The organism is Comamonas odontotermitis, assembly GCF_040396735.1.
GTDB classification, from domain to species: Bacteria; Pseudomonadota; Gammaproteobacteria; order Burkholderiales; family Burkholderiaceae_C; genus Comamonas; species Comamonas odontotermitis_C.
In genome coordinates this window covers 30,004-54,159 of sequence record NZ_JBEBNZ010000006.1, presented here as the reverse complement: position 1 = coordinate 54,159, position 24,156 = coordinate 30,004, and the positions used below count along the sequence as shown (strand labels likewise).

Annotated in this window: 21 protein-coding genes; 9 read left to right on the top strand and 12 right to left on the bottom strand. The window is 62.5% G+C overall.

Annotated features, from left to right (window positions below; genetic code table 11):
- Positions 1 to 61: 61 nt before the first annotated feature.
- A complete protein-coding gene (locus tag ACH2DG_RS07830; protein WP_395025273.1) occupies positions 62 to 1,924 on the bottom strand; it encodes an Ig-like domain-containing protein in 1,863 nt (620 codons plus the stop codon).
- A gap of 655 nt (positions 1,925 to 2,579) precedes the next feature.
- Positions 2,580 to 2,840 (bottom strand): hypothetical protein, encoded by a 261-nt coding sequence (locus ACH2DG_RS07825; protein WP_395025272.1) that lies wholly within the window; start codon positions 2,838 to 2,840, stop codon positions 2,580 to 2,582.
- Positions 2,841 to 2,982: 142 nt separating this feature from the next.
- On the opposite strand from ACH2DG_RS07825, the gene ACH2DG_RS07820 reads away from it, so the two are divergent.
- Positions 2,983 to 4,701 (top strand): Ig-like domain-containing protein, encoded by a 1,719-nt coding sequence (locus ACH2DG_RS07820; RefSeq protein ID WP_395025271.1) that lies wholly within the window; start codon positions 2,983 to 2,985, stop codon positions 4,699 to 4,701.
- A 264-nt stretch (positions 4,702 to 4,965) separates the two neighbouring features.
- On the opposite strand, the gene gloA is transcribed toward ACH2DG_RS07820, so the two are convergent.
- From gloA to ACH2DG_RS07790, 6 genes are all read right to left on the bottom strand, one after another.
- On the bottom strand, positions 4,966 to 5,379 hold the full coding sequence (gloA, locus tag ACH2DG_RS07815; protein ID WP_395025269.1) for a lactoylglutathione lyase: 414 nt from the start codon (positions 5,377 to 5,379) through the stop codon (positions 4,966 to 4,968).
- Between the two features lie 245 nt (positions 5,380 to 5,624).
- Positions 5,625 to 6,410: a peptidylprolyl isomerase gene (locus ACH2DG_RS07810; RefSeq protein ID WP_395025268.1), complete on the bottom strand. Its 786-nt coding sequence runs from the start codon at positions 6,408 to 6,410 to the stop codon at positions 5,625 to 5,627.
- 48 nt (positions 6,411 to 6,458) lie between these two features.
- The gene (locus ACH2DG_RS07805) at positions 6,459 to 6,743 is read right to left on the bottom strand and encodes a BolA family protein (protein WP_395025266.1); all 285 of its coding nucleotides are present in this window, start codon (positions 6,741 to 6,743) and stop codon (positions 6,459 to 6,461) included.
- A 70-nt stretch (positions 6,744 to 6,813) separates the two neighbouring features.
- Positions 6,814 to 7,380 carry a septation protein A gene (locus ACH2DG_RS07800; RefSeq protein WP_395025265.1) on the bottom strand — a complete coding sequence of 189 codons (567 nt, stop codon included), beginning with the start codon at positions 7,378 to 7,380 and terminating at the stop codon, positions 6,814 to 6,816.
- A gap of 249 nt (positions 7,381 to 7,629) precedes the next feature.
- Positions 7,630 to 8,040 (bottom strand): peptide-methionine (R)-S-oxide reductase MsrB, encoded by a 411-nt coding sequence (gene msrB, locus ACH2DG_RS07795; RefSeq protein ID WP_395025263.1) that lies wholly within the window; start codon positions 8,038 to 8,040, stop codon positions 7,630 to 7,632.
- Positions 8,037 to 9,533, bottom strand: coding sequence for a YdiU family protein (locus ACH2DG_RS07790; protein ID WP_395025441.1), 1,497 nt, complete (start codon positions 9,531 to 9,533; stop codon positions 8,037 to 8,039). Before ACH2DG_RS07790 ends, msrB begins: the two co-directional genes overlap by 4 nt.
- Positions 9,534 to 9,822: 289 nt before the next feature.
- Between ACH2DG_RS07790 and smc the strand changes: the two genes are divergently transcribed.
- From smc to ACH2DG_RS07770, 4 genes are all read left to right on the top strand, one after another.
- Positions 9,823 to 13,350 carry a chromosome segregation protein SMC gene (smc, locus tag ACH2DG_RS07785; protein ID WP_395025262.1) on the top strand — a complete coding sequence of 1,176 codons (3,528 nt, stop codon included), beginning with the start codon at positions 9,823 to 9,825 and terminating at the stop codon, positions 13,348 to 13,350.
- Between the two features lie 112 nt (positions 13,351 to 13,462).
- Positions 13,463 to 14,617 carry a cell division protein ZipA C-terminal FtsZ-binding domain-containing protein gene (locus ACH2DG_RS07780; protein WP_395025261.1) on the top strand — a complete coding sequence of 385 codons (1,155 nt, stop codon included), beginning with the start codon at positions 13,463 to 13,465 and terminating at the stop codon, positions 14,615 to 14,617.
- 147 nt (positions 14,618 to 14,764) lie between these two features.
- Complete coding sequence (ligA, locus tag ACH2DG_RS07775; protein WP_395025260.1) at positions 14,765 to 16,891, top strand: NAD-dependent DNA ligase LigA; 2,127 nt, start codon at positions 14,765 to 14,767, stop codon at positions 16,889 to 16,891.
- A gap of 142 nt (positions 16,892 to 17,033) precedes the next feature.
- Positions 17,034 to 17,459: a hypothetical protein gene (locus ACH2DG_RS07770; RefSeq protein ID WP_395025259.1), complete on the top strand. Its 426-nt coding sequence runs from the start codon at positions 17,034 to 17,036 to the stop codon at positions 17,457 to 17,459.
- A 118-nt stretch (positions 17,460 to 17,577) separates the two neighbouring features.
- On the opposite strand, the gene ACH2DG_RS07765 is transcribed toward ACH2DG_RS07770, so the two are convergent.
- The 3 genes from ACH2DG_RS07765 to ACH2DG_RS07755 all read right to left on the bottom strand — a co-directional run bounded on the left by ACH2DG_RS07765 (position 17,578) and on the right by ACH2DG_RS07755 (position 19,626).
- Positions 17,578 to 18,114: a hypothetical protein gene (locus ACH2DG_RS07765; RefSeq protein WP_395025257.1), complete on the bottom strand. Its 537-nt coding sequence runs from the start codon at positions 18,112 to 18,114 to the stop codon at positions 17,578 to 17,580.
- 57 nt (positions 18,115 to 18,171) lie between these two features.
- A complete protein-coding gene (locus tag ACH2DG_RS07760; protein WP_395025256.1) occupies positions 18,172 to 18,738 on the bottom strand; it encodes an NUDIX hydrolase in 567 nt (188 codons plus the stop codon).
- A gap of 189 nt (positions 18,739 to 18,927) precedes the next feature.
- Entirely contained in the window at positions 18,928 to 19,626 is a 699-nt protein-coding gene (locus ACH2DG_RS07755; protein WP_395025255.1) for a fumarylacetoacetate hydrolase family protein, read from the bottom strand.
- 199 nt (positions 19,627 to 19,825) lie between these two features.
- Here ACH2DG_RS07755 and maiA point away from each other — a divergent pair, with 199 nt between their 5' ends.
- The 4 genes from maiA to ACH2DG_RS07735 all read left to right on the top strand — a co-directional run bounded on the left by maiA (position 19,826) and on the right by ACH2DG_RS07735 (position 23,250).
- Complete coding sequence (gene maiA / locus ACH2DG_RS07750; RefSeq protein WP_395025254.1) at positions 19,826 to 20,497, top strand: maleylacetoacetate isomerase; 672 nt, start codon at positions 19,826 to 19,828, stop codon at positions 20,495 to 20,497.
- Between the two features lie 14 nt (positions 20,498 to 20,511).
- Positions 20,512 to 21,414 carry a polyphenol oxidase family protein gene (locus tag ACH2DG_RS07745; RefSeq protein WP_395025253.1) on the top strand — a complete coding sequence of 301 codons (903 nt, stop codon included), beginning with the start codon at positions 20,512 to 20,514 and terminating at the stop codon, positions 21,412 to 21,414.
- A gap of 164 nt (positions 21,415 to 21,578) precedes the next feature.
- Positions 21,579 to 21,917, top strand: coding sequence for a helix-turn-helix domain-containing protein (locus tag ACH2DG_RS07740; RefSeq protein ID WP_395025251.1), 339 nt, complete (start codon positions 21,579 to 21,581; stop codon positions 21,915 to 21,917).
- 19 nt (positions 21,918 to 21,936) lie between these two features.
- Positions 21,937 to 23,250, top strand: coding sequence for a type II toxin-antitoxin system HipA family toxin (locus ACH2DG_RS07735; RefSeq protein ID WP_395025249.1), 1,314 nt, complete (start codon positions 21,937 to 21,939; stop codon positions 23,248 to 23,250).
- A gap of 71 nt (positions 23,251 to 23,321) precedes the next feature.
- Here ACH2DG_RS07735 and ACH2DG_RS07730 read toward each other — a convergent pair whose 3' ends face one another.
- The gene (locus tag ACH2DG_RS07730; protein WP_395025247.1) at positions 23,322 to 23,906 is read right to left on the bottom strand and encodes a peroxidase-related enzyme; all 585 of its coding nucleotides are present in this window, start codon (positions 23,904 to 23,906) and stop codon (positions 23,322 to 23,324) included.
- Positions 23,907 to 24,156 lie beyond the last annotated feature (250 nt).

Genomic DNA, 24,156 nt, shown 5'->3' with positions numbered 1-24,156 from the left:
GCGCGGCAAGCAGGAATCGGCCACCGCACCATGAAAAAGCCACCCGAGGGTGGCTTTTTGATCAGCGCTGGCGTCTGCGGATGCTGCGCAGGCCGAGCGCAGCCATCATGGCGGAGAGCACAAGCGTGATCCATCCGGTCAGCGAGGGCACGGCAGTTGGCACGGGCGTCGCGCTGATCGTGATGTCCTTGGTGGCCGTGCTGTTGCCAGCCGTGCCATTGGTGGTCGAAGGGCCCCGTTGTGTGGGTGTTCCTTCCACAAGGCAGGTCACCACGGCCCCTTCGGGAATGTCCGCGGGCGACGACCAACTGACGGCACCTCGGCTGGATGGGGACTCCATGGTACAGGCCTGCGGCCCCTGGCTCACCCCGGGTGGAAGGCCGGTGGCGGTGCACTCTGCCCCTGCGATATCGGCACTGCCCTGGTTCCTGCAGGTATAGCTGCCCTGGTAAGGCCGGTCAATGATGCCTGTAGGCGGCAGGCCTTCCAGATCGATCACCAGATCGGGCGTTCCCTCGACGGTAATCTGTTTGGATGCGCTGTTGTTGCCCGGGTTGGAATCCCCATCAGCATCCGTGGTGCCAATGGTGGTCGTCACACCCTTGTCATTGGTTGGCGTGCCGGTGACCGCGCAGGTAACCACTGCATCCTGGGGGATGGCATCGCCTGCATGCCATACCGCACCGGCAGGGCTCATCGTGCAGACGCCAACGGCCAGCCCGCCGGGCAGGGGGCCCGTCGTGCAACGCGTGCCTGTCAATGCGTCGGCAGTGCCCTGGTTCGTGCAGGTGAAAGAGCCTTCATAAGGGACCCCCACGGTGGCGTTTGGCTTGATGTCAGTCAAATCCACCACCAGATCCGGAGCGGTGACCGTCATCGTGACCGTCGAAGTTGCACACTTGCTCTGGTTGGGCGACGGCAGGCAGACCTGGTAGCGGAACGTGTCAACGCCATGGAAGCCCGGGGCCGGCGTGTAGAGAAACTGGCCCGGGTAATCCGGATGCGGCACAACCGTGCCGCCGTTGGCGGAAGAGGGCTCGGGCGTGACGGAGCTGCCTGCCGGTACAAAAGGGTCATTGGCAGTCAGATCGAGCGGCCCCGAAGCGGTATTGATGCGCGTTGCCCCTGCGTCGTTGGCCGTGACGGGAGGGTCTACAAAATCCTTGGTGATCTCCGTCGGCACCCATGAATCGGGCAACTCCGTCTCGGCTGGCAGCCCGGGCAATGCCTCTTCGCGCACAGCCACGTTGTCGAGCTCAAAGCCCGATCCCCAGAACCGGATTTTCCGGATGACGGTGGTGCCGAACCCGGTCGTGTCGTTCAGCACATAGTTCAGGTAGACATAGGGCTCTCCCGCATTGGCCGGGGTGCCGAAGAACGGGTTTCCGTTGTATTGGGTCCGTGTATAGGTCGTCTTTCCGTTCAGCGCCTTCATCGTCGTGTTGGCCGGATCGTTCAGGAAACGCATCAGATCGTTGGTGGTCATGCTCGTGAGCACGTTGTCATGCTCGTCCAGCAATTCCACATTGTTGCCATTGGAGCCAGCCGACCACCAGAAACCGACATACCGCGCCGGGTTTGTCAGGGTGATGGTGACGCCCGCAGGGCTGCCGGCATTGCCCGCGTTGAGGAAATGGGAGCCACCCCGGCCCAGGGCGGTATTGGTGCCCGCGCCCCCATATTGGTTGGCAGGCGAGACATTGGTGTTCCCACCTGTTGCAACGGCATAGGTACCGATGGCCCAGGCGCCAGAGGTCTTGGCCCCAAGGGCCTCGCTGTTGAAAGTCTCTATCGTGTAGTCCTTCCCGTAGGTCGAAGACCACGGCAGGGCGCCATCGGGAACGGCGGCATTCCGGGCCGCATTGAGAGACGGTTGGGAGAGATACAGCGTCAACTGACTGGCCTGGACGCTACAGGCACTCAATCCGGCAAGGCTGGCAATGGAAAGGGCTCGGCGAAAACGAAAATCTATTCTTAACATTAAAACAATTTGCTACAAAATAAACCAGTGATGGAGTGTAACAAAGTGAGTTGTAAGAATAGAAATTAGGGTAATTACTAGCAAATAATAATATACAAAAAATCTATTTTTTACAAAATTTAACCTTTGGGATGACCAACGGACGCCAGCACCCAAGCAGCGAGCATGTCCAGGACGGTCGATGGAGCCTGCAGCGTGTCTGAAGCCGCTTGTGCTGCCCGACGTGTTTCATCGCGAGTTGCAGCGCGGCGTGTGCCCGCAATTCGGCGGTGCAGTGCCGAACTGCGGCCAACTACGTTAGGGGTGCCGGCTGGCGCTGTCAGGCCGAGGTCAAGAGCCGGGTGCCATGTGCCGGCGGAAGGGGAACGCCCGCGCAGCCGCCAGGATGCCGGGCCAGAGGCGGGGCGGGGTTGGGTGATTTATTGATGATTATAAATTGCATATAAATTAATAATCATCGACATATTGAAAAATAATAAAAATTCATATGCAATCCATCTATGGATTGGCTTGAATGATTATTAACATTCTATGGCAGAAGAACCTTGTAAGTGCCTGATCTTTGTGACATCATGCCTGCGAATGCTGCTGTTCAATATCAATTGTTCGCATAAATTAAACATGCGTAAATAAAATCAATAAGCAGCAGATATCTTGATGAGGGATGCACCATGAAATTACTAAAGCTGAAAAAAATACTTGCAGTTTCGCTATTGCTGAACGCAGCATATGCGTGCGCAGCACCCGGCGATTGGGATTTGAGCCCTTGGTCGTACACGAATGGCCCCGTTGCTACCAATCCCGCTACCTCAACAGTAACAACCAGCAGTATTGCTTCGCAGGGAACACCGTCGGTCAATATTCAAGTGAATCAAACCGCATCGGGTTCTTTGTCTAGATCAGGTGGCCTGCCCGCTCTTGGTCTTTCTGGTGCTGTCAATAGTTCTTTTTCAGGAATTCTAAATAACCAGGCAGGGCCTGTTCCCACAACCAATCAAGAGGTGGTTGAAATCAATTACAGCCCAACGCTTGCCACGTTCGGGCCTGCAGCCGCCCAGGGCAATGCCTTTCCGGGTGGTTCAGGGGGTAAAAGCGGTTTTTCACTGCGCAGGTCTCCGCCTCCACCCGACGTCAGCGGCAGCACGGTCACCATTGCACTGAGCGGCGGGGCGGTGTTTGATGCGGTGGGTGGTACCGCCACCAGCAGGTTTCAGCAAACGGCCGGCGGGGTGGGGGCCAATTTTGTGACCTATACCTGGAACCCGCTCGCACCGGCGGTAGGCACTTCGTTATTCCTCAATGGGCTGGTGATCAACGGGCCGGTAGACAAAATAACAATTACACAAGACACCACTACCATCGTCACCGCTCCTAATACCATCAACTCTCAAACAACACTATATGCCACCAGAATCAACCCGGCAGCCTTGCTGCTGGTGAGCCCGCAGCCCGATATTGCCACTGGCGTTATGGGCGCGCCCCTTACCCCCATCAATGTGCTGGGCAACGACACATCGAATGGGCAGCCCGCCACACCCACCAATTCCACATTGCAGGTGGGCACCGATGCCAACACCACCGCAGCCGCCAATGCTGGTGTGGTGCTGGACCCGAGTACCGGCCAGATAACTTCAACCGCCGCTACACCGCCTGGCACTTATGTCATTACCTACACCTTGTGCGATAAATCATTGCCGCCAGCCTGTGCCAACACCACCGCAACCGTAACCATTGCTGGCACAGGCGCCCCGCAGCCCGATACAGGCACAGCTGCTGCCGGAGCGCCCATGACACCCGTGAACGTATTGGCCAACGATACTACCGATGGCGTGCCTTCCACGCCTGGCAATTCCACGCTGACCGTGGTGACGCCGGCGTCCAACCCTGGTGTGATGCTGGACCCTGCCACAGGCCTTGTCACCACCACGGCAGCAGTGCCGCCCGGCACCTACACCATCACCTACCAGCTGTGCGACAAGGCGACACCCCCAACATGCGCCACCAGCACGGTCACAGTCACGGTAGCAGGCGCCGCCGCCCCGCAGCCCGATACGGTCACAGCCACTGCCGGGACGCCGGTAACCCCCGTGAACGTATTGGCCAACGACACTACCGATGGCGTGCCTTCCACGCTTGGCAATTCCACGCTGACCGTGGTGACGCCAGCGTCCAACCCCGGTGTGGTGCTGGACCCTGCCACAGGCCTCGTCACCACCACGGCTGCAGTGCCGCCCGGCACCTACACCATCACCTACCAGCTGTGCGACAAGGCGACACCCCCAACATGCGCCACCAGCACGGTCACAGTCACGGTAGCAGGCGCCGCCGCCCCGCAGCCCGATACGGTCACAGCCACTGCCGGGACGCCGGTAACCCCCGTGAACGTATTGGCCAACGACACTACCGATGGCGTGCCTTCCACGCTTGGCAATTCCACGCTGACCGTGGTGACGCCAGCGTCCAACCCCGGTGTGGTGCTGGACCCTGCCACAGGCCTCGTCACCACCACGGCTGCAGTGCCGCCCGGCACCTACACCATCACCTACCAGCTGTGCAACAAGGCGGTGCCAGCAGTCTGTGCAACAGCTACGGTGACGCTGACCGTCAATGACAAAAATGCCAGCGTTTCAACGCCCGTTCCAGTCAACGCACTCTGGGCCATTGTGCTGATGGGACTCGCAACGGCGGCTGCCTTTGTGCGAATTCGGTCGAAAGTTTGATGGAGTATTTCTGGCCAAGCGCGCTTAGAGCCGCTAACGCAACCCAGCAAATCGCAGATGTGCGGCTGAGACTAGGTGTCGGGCCGCGTCAGGCAGGGCCGCGCTAGGTCGGGCCGCGTCAGGCCGGGCCGCGCTAGGCGAAGCCGCAAGCAGTAAAGACGTACGACAAGGCTAGGCGCCCCCGGCTAGGCGCCCCCGGCTAGGCGCCCCCGGCTAGGCGCCCCCGACGAAGCAATGACGTATCAAGGACTGTGTGAGCGGCTCTTAGCGCAGGCCGCCTCCTGTAGCGTCTTCTGCACGCTGGATCAATTCGATCTTGTAGCCATCTGGGTCGGTCACGAAAGCGATCACCGTGGTGCCGCCTTTGACAGGTCCGGCCTCGCGTGTCACGTTGCCGCCATTGGCCTTGATCTTCTCGCAGGCGGCGTAGGCGTCCGGCACGCCCAGCGCAATGTGGCCGTAGGCCGTGCCCAGGTCGTACGATTCCGTGCCCCAGTTGTAGGTCAGCTCGATTTCCGCCTGGCCGGGGTTGCCGCCTTCATAGCCCACAAAGGCGAGCGAATACTTGTACTCCGGGTTCTCGGACGTGCGCAGCAGGCTCATGCCCAGCACCTGGGTGTAGAAATCGATGGAGCGCTGCAGGTTGCCGACGCGCAGCATGGTGTGCAGAAGACGCATGGGGTGGGTTCTTTCTTGTTGGGGCGCAGCAGTCGCCAATGTGTTTGGCTGATCATTGCAGGAGCACTGGCGCTCGGTGACAGGCGGTGGCTTTGCACCTTGCCGTCACTTCGCGGGTCAAGCCTGTATCAGGACTGCGCGCGGGTCTGAAAACGCTAGTTTATCGGTGGCGCGATCCATCGCGCGCCACAAAAAGCACAACCCCTGGACGGGGCAGGGGTTGCTGGCTGAAGGCGCAAGGAAGATTATTCGACCTTGGCCTTTTCACGCAGTTCTTGCTGGTACTTCTGGATCTGTTGCTGACGCAGTTGCTGCACGATCTGTGGCTTGACTTCGTCAAGCTTGGGCAGTTGTGCATCACGCATGTCGTCCACACGGATGATGTGGTAGCCGAACTGGGTCTTGACCGGGGCGTCGGTCATCTGGCCCTTCTTCAGCTTGGTCATGGCTTCCGAGAACTCGGGCACGTAGTTGGCAGCATTGCCCCAGTCCAGATCGCCACCGCGCTGGCCCGATCCAGGATCCTTCGATTCCTTCTTGGCCACGTCTTCAAACTTGGCACCCTTCTTGATCTGGGCGATCAGGGCCTTGGCCTTGTCTTCGCTGTCCACCAGAATGTGGAAGGCATGGTATTCCTTGCCCTGGTTGGCGGCGACAAACTTGTCGTATTCGGCCTTGGCGGCTGCGTCGGTAATGGGGTGCGACTTTTCGTAAGCGGCAAACAGCTCTTGCGTCAGGATGCCCTGGCGCGCCAGTTCCATCTGGCCCTTGAAGCTGTCGGTGGCGTCCAGACCCTGGGCCTTGGCAGCTTGCGCGTAGATTTCGCGCTCGATGATGGCTTCCTTGATCTGGGCTTCCTGGTCAGCCGTCACGGGGCGGCCACTGCGCTCCATTTGGTCCTTGAAGGTCTGCATCAGCGATGCAGGCACGGGCTTGCCATTGACGATACCAATGTTCTGAGCCATCGCGGGCAGTGCAGCAGAACCCAGCAGAGCAGCTGCAACCAGGCCGGACAAGAGCTGTTTTTTCATGCGAAATCCAAAATATTTATCAATGAAATGAAATATACACCAGTGATTTCATGGTTTTGGTGTACTGAGGACTTCAATGGCAAGGGCATGTAAACCCGCGTCAATGAATGCTTGCAGCGCATCATACACAAGCCGGTGCTGGCCAATGCGCGATGTGCCGGTAAACAAGGGTGAAGCGATGCGAACCCGGAAATGCGTGCCCACACCGGTGCCATTGGCGCCGGCGTGGCCCGCGTGCTGCCAACTCTCGTCGATGACCTCGAGCAGGGTGGGCGCGAGCGTGTTGCGCAGCACGGCGTCAATGGCGGCGGCAGTGATGTCCTGGGTTTGCATGATTACTATAGAAACGATAGCTGGTGGCGCTTTGAGGAAGGGCGCCAGAGGTCAATCTGTCTGGTTTCTCTTATTTGGGCAGCGAATCCGGGGCCTTGCTGGCAGGGGGCGCTTCCTGGATGTGGCGGCTCAGGTACAGCGCCTGTGCAACCACAAAGGCGAGCATCAGGCCCAGGCCACCGAACATCTTGAAGGTGACCCAGGTGTCCAGATCGAACTGGTAGGCGACCCAGATATTGACCACACCCATGACGAGAAAGAAGATCGCCCAGCTGTAGTTGAGCTTGTTCCATACGTGCTGGGGCAGTTGCACCTGCGCAGACATGAGTTTCTGGATCAGGTTCTTGCCCATGATCCAGTAGGCACCCAGCAGCACGGCGGCCATCACCCAGTACAGCACCGTGGGTTTCCACTTGATGAAGGTGTCGTTGTGCGAGATGAGGGTGGCGCCGCCGAAGATGACGATGACCCCCAGGCTGATCCACTGCATGGGTTCGACCTTGCCGGTCTTCATGCGCAGGTAGGCAATTTGCGCAATGGTGGCAACGATGGCCACACCCGTTGCCACGAACACGCCCCATACCTTGAAGGCGACGAAGAACAGCAGGATGGGGAAAAAATCGATCAGGAATTTCATAAGCAGGGGGGTCTGGATGGGCGCAGCGCGTGGCGTGTTGGAGTCGTTCTTGTAGGCCTGCAGTCTGCGGCGCAGTGATTTCAGCGTTTTGTTTGAAAGGCTGTCAATGATACGCGAGCGGATTCGCCCTGACTTAAGCCGTGCTGAAGATGTGCTTGACCTGCCGCAATGCGGCGAATGGGGGGAAACACGTTCTAAGAGCGCGGCGGTGCGGAAAAGTTCCGCCGCACAGTCGCGCCGCGCCCGCCGTCACTTCGTGTCTTCGAAATCGAGCGAGGCCGAGTTCATGCAATAGCGCAGGCCGGTTGGCTCGGGGCCATCGGGGAAGACGTGGCCCAGGTGCGCGCCGCACTGCGCGCAGACGGTCTCCACCCGCACCATGCCGTGGCTGCGGTCCACGTTTTCGGCAATGGCTCCAGGAATGGCCTGCGAAAAGCTGGGCCAGCCGCAGCCCGCGTCGAACTTGGTGTCACTGTCGAACAGCTTGGCGCCGCAGCACACGCAGTGGTAGCTGCCGTCGGCCCAGTGCTGCTCGTACTTGCCGGTGAAGGGGCGCTCGGTGGCGGCGTGGCGCGTGACCTGGTAGGCCGCGGGCTCGGCATGCTTGGCAGCCAGTTCGGCTTGCCATTGGGCATCGGTTTTCTGGATGGGAAAGCTCATGATGAACAACTGATGGCAATGTGTTGCGCCCAGTCGGGCGGGAGGGCTGCCAGGTCTTCGCAGCCCGCATGTTCCTGATATGGCGCTGCCAGCACGGTTTGCAAGCGTGCAAAGGGCGCCCAGTCGCCGCGCTGAGCGGCCTCAATGGCCTGCTGGCCCAGGTGATTGCGCAGCACGTACTGTGGGTTGGTGCAGAGCATCAAATCGGCAGCCTGTGCAATATCAGCACGCGCCAGAAGCTCCTGATACTGTAGCAACCAGGTGTCGAAAGCCGCATCGCCTGCAAACCAGTGGGCAAGGGCAGGCAGGCGGTCATTTTTTACCGCTTGCGACAATTCGCGCCAGAAGAGGGTGTAGTCCACCCGGTGCTGCTGCATCAAAGTGAGCAGTGGGTTGGCGAGGTCGGCAATGCGGGTGGCCTCGCCCGGCAGCCCCAGCTTGGCAGCCATGGCGGCAAGCATGGCGCTTTCCAGCGCGGGCTTATAGGCATCGATGGCGGCAATGGTCTGGGCTTCGTCGTCAATCAGGGGCAGCAGCGCCTGGCCCAGGCAGTAGAGGTTCCAGTAAGCGATTTGCGGCTGGCGTGAAAAGGCATAGCGGCCGCTGCTGTCGCTGTGGTTGCAGATGTGGCCTGCATCGTAATGGTCCAGAAACTGGAAGGGGCCGTAGTCGATGGTCAGGCCCAGAATGCTCATGTTGTCGGTGTTCATCACCCCATGGCAAAAGCCCACGGCCTGCCATTGGGCCACCATGCGGGCAGTGCGCTCGGCAATATCGCCCAGCAGGGCTGCGTAGCGCGCGGGGGTGCCGCTCGCGTGCTGGGCAGCGCCGGCAAAGTAGCGCTGCACCACGTAGTCGGCCAGCGTGCGCAGGTTGTCCAGTTGGTTGCGGGCGGCAAAGTGTTCAAAGTGGCCAAAGCGCACAAAGCTGGGCGCTACGCGGGCCACCACGGCAGCGGTTTCCACTGTCTCGCGGTATACCGGCTGCGGCGAGGTGACGAGCGACAACGCTCGCGTGGTTGGAATGCCCAGCGCGTGCATGGCTTCGCTGCACAGGTATTCGCGGATGGACGAGCGCAGAACCGCGCGGCCGTCGCCCATGCGCGAGTATGGCGTCATGCCTGCGCCCTTGAGCTGCAGCTCCAGCCCCTGGCCACTGTCCTGCTGGTCTGGCGCGGCCAGCTCTCCCAGCAGGATCGCGCGGCCATCGCCCAACTGGCCAGCCCACTGGCCAAACTGGTGGCCGCTGTAGACGGTGGCCAAGGCATCCATGCCGGGTAGCAGTGTGTTGCCACCCAGCACCTGGGCGGCAGCTTCGGTTTGCAGCCAATCGCTGGCAAAGCCCAGGGCGCTGGCCAGAGGCCCGTTGCCCGCGTTCAAGGCCAGTTGTGGCATTGGCGTGGGCTGCAGGCGGGTGTAGAAGGCGGGCGGCAACTGCGCAAAGCTGTTGATCCACCGGGCGCCGGGCTGCAGGGCGGCCAAGGCTTCGACCATATGGGAGGGAGAGGTGTTGGACAGCGTGGAATCCATGCAGCCATTGTCCGCGCAGGCTTTGTCCTGTGTGCGGCTGTGTTTATTGTCAGCTCTGGTGGGGGGTGTTGCGCGCGCAATCTTGTTGCGATGTCGCAAGATTTCAACGCCGATGCAGTCCGGTGCGCAGGCAAAAGGCCTGGGATGGATGCTTTTGCCCGTGGCAGGCAGGGCTTGCACGGTATTATATCGGCCTGCCATTCATTGTTTGTTCCACGCCATCGATCCCGACCGAGAAAAGTAAAAAAGCACCGTGCGTCTCAATTCCATCAAGCTTGCTGGCTTCAAATCGTTTGCGGAGCCGACCAATTTCATGCTCCCTGGCCAACTGGTGGGCGTGGTGGGGCCCAACGGCTGCGGCAAGTCCAACATCATGGATGCGGTGCGCTGGGTGCTGGGTGAATCCAAGGCGAGCGAGCTGCGCGGCGAGTCGATGCAGGACGTGATCTTCAACGGCACCAACCACCGCAAGCCGGCCAGCCGCTCCAGTGTGGAGCTCGTGTTCGACAACAGCGATCACCGCGCGGGCGGGCAGTGGAGCCAGTACACCGAGATTGCCGTCAAGCGCGTGCTCACGCGTGACGGCACCAGCAGCTATTTCATCAACAACATGCCGGTGCGCCGACGCGATGTGCAGGACGTGTTCCTCGGCACCGGCCTGGGCCCGCGCGCCTACGCCATCATCGGCCAGGGCACGATCAGCCGCATCATCGAATCGCGCCCGGAAGAGCTGCGCCTGTTCCTCGAAGAAGCCGCCGGGGTTTCCAAATACAAGGAACGCCGCCGCGAGACCGAAAACCGTCTCAACGACACGCGCGAGAACCTCACCCGCGTCGAAGACATTCTGCGCGAGCTGAACAACAACCTTGAAAAGCTCGAAAAGCAGGCCGAGGTGGCCGCCAAATACAACGCGCTGAACGCCAGCGCCACACTCAAGCAGCAACAGCTGTGGTTCCTCAAGCGCAGCGATGCGGCAGAAGACCAGGAAAAGGTGCGGATCGAAGGCCTCAAGGCCGTCAACGATCTGGAGTCGCGCATGGCCGACCTGCGCCATGTCGAGGCCGATCTGGAGTCGATCCGCCAAGCCCACTATGCGGCGGGTGATACCGTCAACCAGGCCCAGGGCAAGCTCTACGAGGCGACGGCCGAGGTGGGGCGGCTGGAGGCCGAAATCCGCTACGTGGTGGAAGGCCGCCAGCGCGTGGAAAACCGCCTGGTGCAACTGGCCGAGCAGATCGCCATGTGGATGGTCCGCAAGGAAGAATCCGAGACCGAGCTTGAAACCCTGACCGGTCAGGGCATGGACGCCGAGGAAAAGGCCGAAATGCTGGCTGCCCAGCTTGAAGAGCAGAGCCAGCAGCTGCCCGACATGGAAGACGCGCACCGCCAGGCACAGCAGCGTGCCAATGAGCAGCGTGGCGCCGTCACCCAGGTGCAGCAGCAGATTCAGGTGCTGGCCGCCGAGCAGCGCAGCCTGAACGAACAAAGCCGTGGTCTGGAAGTGCGCAGCGAACGCCTGCGCACCGACCGCAATGCCATGGCCGCGCCCGACGAGGCACGCCTTGCCAACCTGAAACAGCAGAACGACGAGGCCGCCGAGGCCGCCGAAATTGCCGAGGCGCGCCTGCTAGAGCTGCAGGACAGCGTGCCCCAGCTCGACGAGGCGCGCCGCGAGAAACAGCAGCAGGTCAACAGCGAAGGCGCCCGCCAGGCCGAATTGGCCGCGCGCCTTGAAGCCCTCAAGGCCCTGCAGGAAAAGGTAAAGACCGACGGCAAGCTGCAGCCCTGGCTGGCCAAGCATGGCCTGGACGGATTGCAGGGCCTGTGGAGCCGCATCCAGATCGAGCCCGGCTGGGAAAACGCGCTGGAAGCGGCGCTGCGCGAGCGCCTGTCATCCCTGGAAGTGAGCCGCCTCGACATGGTGCGCGGCTTTCTGGGCGCCGGTGCGCAGGATGCGCCGCCTGCGCGTCTGGCGTTCTACAGCCTGCCGCAGGCTCCCGGCGCCGCGCCGCAAGGGCAGATGGCCCAATTGGCCGACCTGCTGCGCGTACACGATGCAGGCCTGCGCGCCGTGCTGTCCGACTGGCTGTGCGGCTGCTACACGGCGCCGACCCTCGACGAGGCGCTGGCGCAGCGCGCCCGCCTCAAGGCGGGTGAGACCATTTTTGTGCCCACGGGCCACGCCGTCAGCAGCCACAGCGTGAGCTTTTACGCGCAGGATTCCGAGCAATCGGGCATGCTGGCGCGGGCCCAGGAGATCGAGCACCTGGAAAAGGAGCTGCGTGCGCAGTCGCTGATCGGCGAAGAGGCACGCAACGCCCTGGTGCGCGCCGAATCGGCCTATGCCGATGCATCGCAGCGCCTGGTGACGGCCCGCAACGATGCGGCCGAAACCCGCAACCGCGCCCACGAGCTGCAGGTCGAAACCCTGCGCCAGACCCAGTTGGCCGAGCAGGCGCGTGCGCGCACGGCGCAGCTGGATGCGGATCTGTCGGAAGTGACGATCCAGCTCGAAGAGATTCAGGAGCGCCGCATTGCCGCCGAGGCCCGTTTTGAAGAGCTGGACATGCAACTGGCCGACAGCCAGGAGCGCCACGCGCAGCTCGATGAGCAGGTCTACGAGTCCGAGCGCAAGCTGACCGGCGCCCGCGAGCAGCTGCGTGCGCTGGAGCGACAGGCGCAGGAAGCCGTGTTCGGCCAGCGCAGCATGGATGCGCGCCGCGCCGAGCTCGGCCGCACCATGGAGACGGCCATACAGCAGGCCAAGGCCCTTGCTGATGAGCAGGTGCGCGCCCAGGAAGAGCAGGGGCGCCTGAACGACGCAGCCGCCCAAGGCGGCCTGCAGGACGCGCTGAACCTGAAAATGGAGCGCGAAAAAGAGCTTGCCGCGCGCCGCAGCGAATATGACGACCTGACCGCCCGCCTGCGCGGCAGCGACGAGCGCCGCCAGCAGTTCGAGCGGGATCTGCAGCCGCTGCGCGACCGCATCACCGAATTCAAGCTCAAGGAACAGGCCGCGCAACTGGGCCTGGAGCAGTACACCACCTTACTGAACGACGCGCAGGCCGATATGGAGGCGCTGGCCGCATCCATTCAGGAGGGCAATGTGCGCCTCACGGGCCTGCAAGGCGAGATTGACCGCCTGCACCGCGAAATCGACGCGCTGGGCGCCGTCAACCTGGCAGCGCTGGACGAGTTGAACCACGCCCGCGAGCGCAAGACCTTCCTCGATTCGCAGATGAAGGACCTGACCGAGGCGATGACGACCCTTGAAGACGCGATCAAGAAGATCGACGCAGAGACGCGGCAATTGCTCTCTGGCACGTTCGACACGGTGAACCAGCATTTTGGCCGCATGTTCCCCGAACTGTTTGGTGGCGGGCAGGCCAAGCTCATCATCACCGGCGACGAGATTCTCGATTCTGGCGTGCAGGTGATGGCGCAGCCGCCCGGCAAGAAGAACCAGACCATCCACCTGCTGTCGGGTGGCGAGAAGGCACTCACGGCGATTGCACTGGTGTTTGCGATCTTCCAGCTCAATCCCGCACCGTTTTGCTTGCTGGATGAGGTGGACGCGCCGCTGGACGACGCCAATACCGAGCGCTACGCCAAGCTGGTGGCCAGCATGAGCCGGGGAACCCAGTTCCTTTTCATCAGTCACAACAAGATTGCCATGGAGATTGCGCAGCAGCTCATTGGTGTAACAATGCAGGAGCAGGGCGTTTCGCGCATCGTGGCCGTGGACATGGAGTCCGCGCTGACGATGGCCGAATCGGTCTGATGGATACGGATACGCGGCTTGCGCACACCCGGTGGGGGCATGCTTTTCGCAAAGCGATGCCCGCTGTTTACCGTTGTGTGCGTCGGCCCTGGGATATTTACAACGAAATCGTATGAGTAATTTTCAACTGGCCCTGGTCATCACCTTTGGTGTCATTCTGGCGCTGTATGTCGGCTTCAACACCTGGTCTGCCCGCCGCAACGAGCCCAAGAAGCCCAAGCCCGAAGAGGCTGGCGGCGCACTGCCTGCGGGCGAAGACGACGCGCGTTTCGAACCCGGCTTTGATGGCAAGGTGGGCGCAGCCACGGGCGATCCGGTGCTGGATGCCCAGCTGGGTGGGCAGGGCCCGCGCCTGGGGGGCAACCTGGGCGGCAATGCCAGTGCAGATGCGTTTCCCGCAGGCGCCGTGGCGCGCAGCGGCAACCCCGGCACCTACCTGGGTGACCGCCAGCAGATACTGGATGCGCTGACCGACGCGATTGCTCCGATCCATACCGATGGCATCGTTTCGGGCAACGCGGCCATTGCCGCCATGCCCAGCAGTTTTCGCGCGGGCAACAAGGCCTTCAACATCGAAGGCATGAACCAGGCAACGCAGACCTGGGAGCTGCCCAAGGCGGGCGAGCGCTACACCGGCTTCCAGGCTGGCATTCAACTGGCCAACCGCCACGGCCCGATGAACGAGATCGAGTTTTCCGAATTTGTCGGCAAGGTGCAGCAGTTTGCCGACACCATCGGCGCCTCGCCTGACCTGCCCGACATGCTGCAGGAAGTGGCCCGCGCCCGTGAACTGGATGCCTTTGCCAGCGAGCATGATGCCCAGTTGGCCTTCATGCTGCGCGCCAAGCGCGCTTCGTGGAGCCCCGGTTACGTTGCACAGGTCGCCGCCAAGCACGGCTTTGTGCCCGCAGGCCCTGGCCGCATGGTGATGCCTTCCAGCATTGCACAGATGCCATCCATTCTAGCGCTGACCTACGATGCCCAGGCAGCCTTGGCAGACGACCCGGAGCAAAGCGCGCTGCGTGATGTGCTGCTGAGCCTGGATGTGCCCCACGTCAGCCGCAGCGAAGCGCCTTTCGACAAGATGCGTGCTGCCGCCGAAGCCCTGTGCGCCGAGATGGACGGCGTCATCTGCGACCAGAACGGCACGCCACTGCCGGTGATGGTGGTGGACCCGATCGCGCAGGACCTGGAGAACCTGTACGACCAGCTCGAAGAGCGAGAGCTTGCAGCGGGCTCGCTGGCGGCGCGGCGTTTGTTCAGTTGATAAAAATGAGCTGTTGGCGCTTGCCCTCAAAGCATTTCAGATAGATTTACGTTTGAAATCCTTTTGTAGCAAGCGCGAGTAGCTATTCTTTTGACAAGGCGGGTGGGCGAAGAATGCCACCCGCCTTGTGCTTTGGAAGCAAGTCTCATGGCTGATACCTTTGATCTTTTTTCGGCTCCAGCGCATGACGCAAAAGCGCAGGCAGCTATCAAAATAAAAGCGCTGCGCGACCAACTGGTCCGCTGGGCGCACGAATACTATGTGCTCGATACGCCGAGCGTGCCCGATGGCGAATACGACCGCGTCTACCAGGAGCTCGAAGCGCTGGAGAAGGCGCACCCCGAACTGGTGACTCCCGACTCGCCCACCCAGCGGGTGATCGGCGCGGTGCTCGACGGCCTGACGCCGGTGCGCCACGCGGTGCCCATGCTCAGCATACGCACCGAAACCGACAACGAGGCTAGCGGCGCCGAGGCTTTCGACGTACGCATCCGCAAGGAATTGGGGCTCGATGCTTCGGCCCCGCCGGTGGAATACGTGGCCGAGCCCAAGTTCGATGGCCTTGCCATGAACCTGCGCTACGAAAACGGCCTGCTGGTGCAGGCCACCACGCGCGGAGACGGCGAGATTGGCGAGGACGTGACGCACAACATCCGCACCATCCGCCAGATACCGCTCAGCCTGCCACAGAACGCGGGCGTGCCCCCGGTGCTGGAAGTGCGGGGCGAAGTCTACATGCGCCGCGATGACTTCGACGCGCTCAACCGCAAGCAGGAGGCTGCAGGCGGCAAGACCTTCGTCAACCCGCGCAATGCGGCGGCAGGGGCGGTGCGCCAGCTCGATTCCAACATCACCGCGCAGCGCCCGCTGTCATTCTTTGCCTATGGCGTGGGTGAAGTCACCCCTGTGGTCAGCGGTGGGCCGGACTGGCAGAGCCACTACGCCATGCTGATGCAGATCAAGGCCTGGGGCTTTCCGGTGGCGCCACAAGTCTGTCTGGCACGCGGGGCGGGCGAGCTGGTCGCCTTTCACCAGCGCATGGGCGCAGAGCGGGGCAGCCTGGGCTATGAGATCGACGGCGTGGTCTACAAGGTCAACAGCCGGGCGCAGCAGCGCGAGCTGGGTTTTGTCAGCCGCGAGCCGCGCTGGGCCGTTGCGCACAAATACCCGGCGCAAGAGATGGTGACGCGCCTGGAGGGCATTGACGTCCAGGTGGGCCGCACCGGCAAGCTCACGCCTGTGGCGCGCCTGGCTCCGGTGTTTGTAGGCGGCGTCACCGTCACCAATGCCACCTTGTCGAATGTGTTTGACATCCGCAAGAAGGGCGTGCGCGTGGGCGACCAGGTGATCGTGCGCCGCGCGGGGGATGTGATTCCCGAGGTGGTGGGCCGTGTCGCTCCTGTGCCCGGTGCCGATGCGGCTTCGCAGCCCGGGCCGCGCAGCCCTTACGTGCCCAACTTTCACATGCCTGCGGCATGCCCCATCTGCGGCAGTGCCGTGGTGCGCGAGAAGGGCGAGGCCAACCACCGCTGCACCGGCGGCCTGTTCTGCCCCGCGCAGCGCAAGGAGGCCATCCTGCACTTTGCCGCCCGCCGCGCGATGGATATTGAAGGCCTGGGCGACAAACTGGTCGATCAGCTTGTCGATGCCGGTGTGATCCGCACCTTGCCCGATCTGTACAAATTGGGGATCGCCACCCTTTCGGGCCTGGAGCGCATGGCCGAGAAATCTGCGCAGAACGTGCTGGCGGCGCTGGAATCATCCAAGAAGACCAGCCTGCAGCGCTTTCTGTTCGGCCTGGGGATACGCCATGTGGGCGAATCCACTGCCAGGGATCTGGCCAAGCATTTTGGTGTGCTCGATGCGATCATGGATGCCTCGGTCGAAGCGCTGCTGCAGGTGAACGATGTGGGCCCGGTGGTGGCGCAGAGCATCCACACCTTTTTTGCGCAGCCGCACAACCGCGAGGTGGTGGAGCAACTGCGCGCTGCCGGAGTTCACTGGGAAGAGGGTGCACCCGCCGAGAAACCGCCGCAGATCCTCGCTGGCATGACGGTGGTGCTGACCGGCACCTTGCCGACCATGGGCCGCGACGAAGCCAAGGACCTGCTCGAAGCCGCCGGTGCCAAGGTTTCGGGCTCGGTCAGCAAGAAAACCAGCTATGTGGTGGCGGGCGCCGAGGCTGGCAGCAAGCTGGCCAAGGCCGAGGAGCTGGGCGTGCCGGTGCTTGACGAGGCAGGCATGCTGCAGCTGCTCAAGACCGGCCAGGTTTGATGGCCCAAAAGGAATGCGCCTGGATGACCGGGTGCCGCGGCGCAGCATGGAGTGGCTTGATCAGCCTTGAAGGGACTTGTGTCACCATCAAGTGCGATGCGCAAGGTGCTTCCACTGCCCGCATGGATCGCAAGGAGAGGAGATGAAACGGGTTCAACTTTTGGCAGCGTGCGGGTTGTTGGCTGCCGCCAGCGTGCATGCGCCGATTTACGCCCAGGGCCCCCAGCCCGGTCTTCGTGACACCGAGGACTGCAGGCTTGCGCTGCGCGATCTGGACGCTGCGCGCAGCGCCATCGCCAGAAATGAAGCTGAAAAGCGCGATCAGGTGAACGCGGCCATTGCCAAGGCCAATGCGGCCTGCGGCTCCAGCACGGAGCTTTTGCAGCCGCCTGCAAAGGCCGTGCAGCCCATCGTGGCGCCCAAAACACCTACCACCATCACCAACTGCAACGCCAACTACTGCTATGACAGCCAGGGCGGTATCTTTCGCAAGTCCAGCAATCCCAACATGTTGACCGGGCCGGATGGCCGCGTGTGCCATCGGTCGGGGAACGTGCTCAATTGCTGAAGAAGACCTGTCAGGCAGAGGGGCCTGGCTTCCTGGGCTGAGACCGAGAACCTTGCGCCGCTGAGCAAGCTTGACCAAGCCTGCAAGCAAGGTCTGGCAGTCATGGAGCGTATGCAGCTTACTTCTTGGCCTTTTCCGGCGCCTTGTCTGCCGGTTTGGCTGCGGGTTGCTGGGCGGCTGCAAACAGTTTGCCCAGCATTTCGCGCAGCATGCCTGAACTGCTTTTCTGCATCTGCTGGTTGATTTCGGCCTGCTTGCTTTGCATCAGCTGCGCATGCGGGGATTGGGGGCCCAGTTCCAGCAAGGATTTGAGCTGGGGCTCGCTGAAGGTCTGCGCATAGGCATTGGCAAGCTGCGCATCCCATTGCTTCTGGTATTGCGGCACCACCTGGCGGGCGGCAGCCATCAACTGCTGCTGGGCCTGTTGTGCGCCCATCTTGTCGATCAGCGTCTGGTAGTCGGGCGACTTGGCAGCCAGCTGCAATGCCACCTGGGGCAGGGTGTGGCCGAGCTTGTATTTCTCCACCATGGCCTGGGCCATGTCGACCAGCTTGGCGGCATGGCTGGCAGGCAGAACGCCTGTGTAGAGGCCGGCCAGTGCAAGGCCCTGGGCAGCGGTGCGGACAAATTGGCGGCGGGATGGGGAGAGAGACATGGACGGTGTTCCTTCGAGATTCTGATGCATGGTGTCTGGCGCAGGGCAGCCAGCCTGTCAGCGCATTTCCTTTGGCGGCTCCAGGTCCACGGCATGGAAGCCGAACGCGCCCTGTTTGCGGTCTTCAAAATAGCGCTTCAAGGTCATCTTGACGGTGCGGAAGGCAATGTCGTCCCATGGAATTTCCGCTTCGCTGAACAGCCGCGCCTCCATCGTCTCCCAGCCAGGGTTGAATGTGCTGCTGTTGAGTTGCGCCAGGTAAAAGAGGTGCACCTGGCCGACATGGGGCACGTTGATGACGGAAAACAGCGGCCCCAGGGTGATGTCCGCGCCGGCTTCCTCATCGGTTTCGCGCGCGGCACCTGCGCCTGTGGTTTCGCCCAGTTCCATGAAACCTGCGGGCAGCGTCCAGTAGCCCTTGCGCGGCTCGATGTTGCGCTTGCACAGCAGCACCCGGTCGCCCAGGTAAGGCACTGTGCCGACCACGTTGAGCGGGTTTTCGTAGTGGATGACGCGGCAGGCGGGGCAGACGGCGCGGATCTTGGTGTCGCCATCATCGGGAATGCGGTGCTCTACCTTGGTGCCGCATTGGCGGCAGTAATCAACAGGGGCGCGAGAAGTCATGGGCGCTATTGTGCGCTATTGGTGGGGCTGTGCAGCGGGTGGTTGCAAAATGGCGACCCTGGCTTGTTGGCTGCATGCAGCAGTGGCTCGCAAGGGGGCGTTTTGTCATCCGACGCAGAACAGCCATGCGCTTGTGCGGCCACGAAAAACGCCACCGCAGTGGGTGGCGTTTTGGTTGGACGCTGGCAATCACACCAGCTGGATCTTGAGCGATGGCAGGCCTGCAACGCCGCCTTCGAGCACATCGCCCTTGACGACGGCGGCCACGCCTTCGGGGGTGCCGGTGAAGATCAGATCGCCCGCCTGCAGCTCCCAGGCCTGCGACAGCACTTCGATGGTTTCTGCAATGTTCCAGATCAGCTTGCTCACATTGCTGCGCTGGCGCTCGGCGCCATTGACCTGGAGCCAGATGTCAGCGTTGTTCACATCGCCCGCCTGGGCTGCGGGCACCAGCGGGGCGATGGGGGCGCTGGCTTCAAAGGCCTTGCCAATCTCCCAGGGGCGGCCTTGCTTCTTCATCTCGCCCTGCAGGTCGCGGCGGGTCATGTCCAGGCCCACTGCGTAGCCCCAGATGTGCTGGGCGGCGTCGGCAGCCGAGATGTTCTTGCCTCCCTTGCCAATGGCCACCACCAGCTCGATCTCGTGGTGCAGGTTGCTGGTGAGCGTGGGGTAGGGCACCTCGCCCGTGGTGCCTGCGGCCACCGGCGCGATGGCGTCGGCAGGTTTCATGAAGAAGAAAGGCGCTTCACGGCCGGTAAACCCCATCTCCTTGGCGTGCTCTTCGTAATTGCGGCCCACGCAATAGATGCGGTGCACGGGAAACAGGTCGCTGCTGCCGTGCACGGGCACGCTGGCTTGCTGGGGCGCGGGAATGACGTAGTGGCTCATGCTGGTCTCGGTTGGCGGCGCGCAGGGCACCGGCGCGCGGGTCAATGAATCGATGCAAAAAATTATCGGGCAAAAAGGGTGGAAGGCCGTGTAAAGCCACGCCTTGGTTCGCGCGCCTCCTTGCAGGCACTGTCATGCGCGCGACTGCCTGTTGGTTGTGTGCACAATCGCCCACCTGCCTGCGGTATGCTGTGCAGCCATGAAGCTGCACAACTATTTCCGCTCCTCTGCGTCCTACCGCGTGCGCATCGCACTCCATGCCAAAGGCCTGCCTTACGACTATGTGCCGGTGCATCTGGTCAAGGGCGAACACCGCGCCGCTGCCTTTGCCAGCCATGTGGGCGATGCGCTGGTGCCCGCACTGGAAACCGAAGATGGCCAGTGGCTCAACCAGTCGCTCGCCATCATCGAATGGCTGGAGGAAACCTATCCCGATACCCCGACGCTCCTGCCTGGCAACGCGCTGGCGCGTGCCCGCATCCGCGCGCTGGCCTTGCAGGTGGCCTGCGAGATCCATCCCATCAACAACCTGCGGGTGCTGGGGTACCTGAAGAACACGCTGGGCCAGAGCGAAGAGGCCAAGAACGCCTGGTACCAGCACTGGTGCCGGGCCGGGCTGGATGCCTTTGAGCGCCAGTTGGTGCTGCTGGCTGCCGAGCGCAAGGCGCAGGGTCTGCCGCCTTCCATCTTCTGCTGGGGCGATAGCCTGACCCTGGCCGACTGCGCGCTGGTGCCGCAGATCTTCAATGCACAGCGCTTCAATGTCGATCTGCAAGGCCTGCCGCTCACCATGGCGGCTTACCAGGCCGCCTTGGCAACGGACGCCGTGCAGAAAGCCCAGCCTTCGGCCTGCCCGGACGCGCAGGCGTGAGGGAGCCCGCCACGATGGATACTGCCTTCCCCCAGGACTGGATCATTCCCGACTGGCCTGCGCCTGCGCGGGTGCACGCCTTGTGCACCACCCGCAAGGGCGGGTTCAGCTCGGGCCTCTTTGGCACTACCAACCTCAGCCTGAATGTGGGTGATGAGGCTGCGCATGTGCTACAGAATAGAGCGCTGCTTGCGCAAGCCATGCAAGCGCTTGAGACCCAAAAAGCATTGAATGGCGCCGCTGGCAGCCCTGCCACTGTCGTTGCCGGTGCATCACCGCCCAGCCAGCCGGTATTTGTGCGCCAGGTGCACGGTACCGAGGTGAAATACATCGACCAGTGCGCCACCAGCGGCCAGGATGCCGATGCCAGCGTGAGCGACACGCCCGGCATGGGCTGCGCGGTGATGGCTGCAGACTGCCTGCCGGTGATCTTCTCGCACGCCAATCTGCCCGTGGTGGGCGCGGCGCATGCGGGGTGGCGCGGCCTTGTGGGCCAGGGTGGTGTCGGGGTGCTGGAAACCTGTTTTGCCGCATATGCCCAACTGGTGCGCAAGCACCTGGGCCAGGATATGAGCCTGGCAGACATTGCCGCGCAGACACTCGCCTGGCTCGGCCCCTGCATCAGCCAGCCCGAGTTCGAGGTGGGCCCGGAAGTGCAGGCTGCCTTTGTGGAGCACGATGCCAGCGCTGCGGCCTGCTTTGCGGCTGGCAAGCCGGGCAAGTTCCAGGCGGATCTGAGCGCACTGGCCCGCCACCGTCTGCAGCGCCAGGGAATCACCCGGCTCTATGGCAACGACAGCAGCCCCGTCTGGTGCACGGTGCGCAACCCGGAGCGGTTCTTTTCGCACCGGCGCGATGGGGTGCCCGGTGTGCAGGGCGGCTCGGGCCGCTTTGCGGCCTGCGTGTGGGTGGCTTGAGGGCGTAGCGCTTCACATGGCATAAAAGATATCTGTGGTGATCTTTTTTTGAAAAATGATCGCTATAAGTATCTTTTCTCCTTGCTTTCTTGTGTTGCTTGCATTGTTTGGTTGAAATGAATATTTTTATACTCATTTTCATGAAAAAGAGTATGATGTGAAGCATGACTGATGCATTGATTGCTTCCTTGGCTGCCAGCCGCAAGGCCCAGAACATCACCCAGGCCCAACTGGCCGAGCGCGCAGGCCTGTCCCGCATGGCCGTGCAGCGCACCGAAACCGGCGATGTGGACCCGCGCTACTCCACCGTGGCCGAGATGGCGCGTGTGCTGGGCATGCAACTGGTGGCCGTGCCGGCGGATCTGGTGCCCGCGCTGCAGGCCTTCATCCAGTCAGGCGGCAAGTTCCTGGGCCAGCCGGCAGGGGCCGATGCGCCGCCTTCGGTGGTGGAGAGCATCGCCGCCGAGCCACGGGGCCCTGCCAACCAGGCAAAGGCGCGCTGAGCACCGCCCGCATATCGCCATGTCCACCTCCATCCGCTACCTGCGCCTGTACATGCACCAGCCTGCGGCCATGGGGGGCGGGCGCCGCGCAATCGGCTACCTGTCGCAGTACGGCGATGTGTTGCGCGTCTCGTTTGAGGCCGATTACATTGCCGATGCGCAGCGCCCCACCTTGTCACTGAGCTATCTGGGGGGCAACGAGGCCGACACGCGGGCCATCCTCTCGTCTGCCCGTGATGCGCGCCTGGTGCGCACGGATGGGCGCTGGCCCGTGTACTTTCAGAATCTGCTGCCCGAAGGCCACAACCGCGAACGCCTGGCTGCCGAGCGCGGCTGCTCGCCCGACGATGAGTTCGAGCTGCTGGCCGCTGCCGGCCACGATTTGATGGGCGCGCTGGAAGTGGAGCCCGTCCCGCAGGGCGAAGCCATTCCCGATGTGGTGCGGCACTGGCACACCACGCAGGGGCTCGACGTGCTGGAGCCCGGTTTTGTGGAGTTTCCGGTGGCAGATGCGGCGTCGCTGCCCGGCATCGTCACCAAGTTCAGCGCGGTGCAGGACGGCCGCCGCTACACCGTGCACCGCAAGGGCGCAGCGGGCAGCGTCATCCTCAAGCTGCCCAGCACGGCGCATCCCGATCTGGTCGCCAACGAATACAGCTGCTACCGCCTATGCCAGGCGCTGGGCTTGACCACGGCGGATGCGCAGGTCATCACCCGCGCGCAGGCCGACCTGCCCGGGCATGTGCCGTTTGACGAGATTCTGGCCGTGCAGCGCTTTGACCACCTGCCCGATGGCAGCCGCGTGCACATGGAAGAGTTCAACCAGGCACTGGGCTACGCGCCGCGCCACAAATACGGCAAGGGCCTGCAGCAGGACTGGCCCACGATGCTCCGTGTGCTCGACCGCCTGAGCCCCGAGCCCGTGGCCGACACGCGCGAGTTTCTGGCGCGCACCATTGCCGCCATCCTGATGGGCAATACCGATGCGCATTTGAAAAACTGGGCGCTGATCTACCCCAATGGCCACCAGCCGCGCCTGGCGCCCGTGTATGACTGCGTGTGCGTCGCCGCCTTCTTTCCGGGCTCACCGCCGCAGCAGTACGCGGTGAACAAGGCGATTGATGCCGCCATGCGCGCCCTGAGCTGGGACGATGTGGAGGCGCTGGTCAAATCCGCCGGCCTGCTGCGCGCGTCGCGCCATGTGGCGCTGCTCAAGGACGTGGTGCGCCGGGCACATGACGAGTGGCCAGTCTTGCTTGCCGATGCACCGCCTGGCATGCGCGAGGCCGTGGAGGAGCGCCTGCGCGGCGGTGTGAAGCTGGCCGAGGTCTGAGCAGGGAAGGCCGGTGATAACGGCAAGCGGTGGCTGCAGGCCTGCTCAGCCCTTCACGCCATCCCTTTGCTTCAGCCTTTTGCTCTTGGCACACGCCCCATCAGGTAGAACTCCTCATTGGGTTGCATGCCCGCAAAACTGGCCATGCGGTTCGAGAGGCCGAAAAACGCCGTGATCGCCGCGATGTCCCAGATATCCTCGTCATCAAAGCCGTGCGGATGCAGCGCATCGAAATCGGCGTCGTTGACTTCCTGCGAACGGGTGCAGACCTTCATCGCAAAATCCAGCATGGCGCACTGGCGCGGGGTGATATCGGCCTTGCGGTAGTTGACGGCCAGCTGGTCGGCCAGGAGGGGCGCCTTTTCATAGATGCGGACGAGCGCGCCATGGGCCACCACGCAGTACAGGCATTCGTTGTGCGCGCTGGTCACCGTCACGATCATCTCGCGCTCAGCCTTGGTCAGGCTGCTGTCCTCACGCTCCATCAAGGCGTCGTGGTACGCAAAAAACGCACGCCACTCCGCAGGGCGGCGGGCAAAGGCGAGGAACACGTTGGGGATGAAGCCTGCCTTTTCCTGCACCTGCAGGATGCGATCCTGGATGTCCTGTGGCAGGGTGTTGAGATCGGGTAGGGGGTAGCGGGGTTTGGACGCCATGGCAAATCTCCTTGGAACGTGTTCCTGTTGTGCTGAACCGCATCATAAGCGGCAGCAAGCTGCCGGGCTGTCCCGGGAATGCGGGTGGCGATATGTAACAATCGCTATATTTTTGAGAGCTGGCTGCGCTTTTGCAGCGGGTGCCAGAGGTATGGTTTGCATGTAACAACCCTGCTGGCTTCCTGTATGGCAGAGGCGCTTGCAGAGCGCGTGGTGTTTTGGTCGTAATATGTGCGCCAATTGCAGTGGC